Genomic DNA, 1,393 nt, shown 5'->3' with positions numbered 1-1,393 from the left:
CAGGGGAATCGCACTTGAGCTTTGACAGTTGGGTTGAATTGGATTCTTGAGGTTTCATCATCAGATGGAGCTTCGAGATGCCGGCATTATCCAGTTATTTCAATGACGAAGACGATCCCCGCAAGAGTAACGCGCCACGGCATAAGTTCTGCGATCTGATGACGATCAGCCTTTTGTGCGCGCTGTGTGGCGGGGAGACGGCCGTCGATATGGAGCATTTTGGGCAGATGAAGGAGGAATTCCTTCGCGAATTTCTGGAATTGCCTCACGGTATTCCCTGCCATGATGCCTACTCGCGGCTCTTTCGCTTGATGAAGCCGACCAGCCTACAGGCGTTTTTCGACAAGTTCCGGAGCGACTTTGCTGCGGCCCATGCCGAGCATCCGGCGATCGCCATCGACGGTAAGGAGATGCGGCGCAGCTTTGACAAAGCAGCCGCCCAGTCGAACCTGAACGTTGTCACCGCCTTTGCTCATGGTGCGCGGCTGAGCCTAGGGATGACGCAAAGTGCTAAGGGCGGCGGGGAGATTTTGGCTCTGCGCGAGCTGATTGAAATGCTTGATATTCGTGGCATCACCATCACGGCCGATGCCTTGCACTGCCAGCGAGAGACCTGTGACCTGATCGTGCAGGAAGGCGGTGACTATTGCCTGCAGCTCAAGGGCAATCAGGGCGATATGCAAGCCGACGTGCGGGCCTTCGTGGCCGATCAGGATATTGAATACAATGATGAATATACCTCTGTAGACGGTGGCCATGGCCGGGTTGAGGAGCGGTCATATCGCGTCTACGACGTGCCGGACTATCTCGCTGAAACCGATCAATGGCCACATCTTGATGCCTTCGTTCATGTCGTCACCAGGCGCACAGCGGGCCAAACGGCCAGCAGTTCCGAGCGGCTGTACCTCCTGTCAAAATGCGTCACAGCTCAAGCAGCCGCCACGCTGATCCGCGGCCATTGGGAAATCGAGAACAGCTTGCATTGGTCACTGGATGTGGTGATGAACGACGATCAGCACCGCGCGCGCAAAGACAACGCGCCCGCCAACTTCGCCGCGCTACGCCGGATCGCATTGGGCATCATCAAGGCGAATACCGCAAAAGGCTCGAACCGGGTGAAGTTCAAAAAGGCAGGCTGGAGCAACGACTGCCTGCGCACCCTCATCGAAGGCTTCTGAAGCGCGATTGCCCTGCTTTGGAAGAGCCAAATATTGTTTTTATTGCGCAAAAGCTATATCAAACTGATACCCCATTAGACCAGATGAGCGTTTTGCGGCACCAGTTCCGCAAGTGTGTTTTTCTGACGAACACGGAAGAGTTCGAAGGAGAAAGACCAATGACGAAAACACTTTACGTGGGGCTGGACGTCCACAAAGACACCATTGCCGTGGCT

The 1,393-nt window shown here is 55.2% G+C and carries 1 protein-coding gene; it reads left to right on the top strand.

Annotation, left to right across the window (positions count from 1 at the left end; genetic code table 11):
- The first annotated feature begins 77 nt into the window (after positions 1-77).
- Positions 78-1,178 carry an ISAs1 family transposase gene (locus VJ956_RS06615; RefSeq protein ID WP_324083015.1) on the top strand — a complete coding sequence of 367 codons (1,101 nt, stop codon included), beginning with the start codon at positions 78-80 and terminating at the stop codon, positions 1,176-1,178.
- The last annotated feature ends 215 nt before the right edge of the window (positions 1,179-1,393 follow it).

Source organism: Marinobacter sp. (assembly GCF_035268745.1).
In the GTDB taxonomy this organism is placed as follows: Bacteria; Pseudomonadota; Gammaproteobacteria; order Pseudomonadales; family Oleiphilaceae; genus Marinobacter.
This window is presented reverse-complemented; position numbering and strand designations above follow the sequence as displayed.

Excerpts from the sequence above, each read along its gene's own strand:
- VJ956_RS06615 (WP_324083015.1), top strand. The coding sequence starts at position 78 with ATGCCGGCATTATCCAGTTATTTCAATGACGAAGACGATCCCCGCAAG.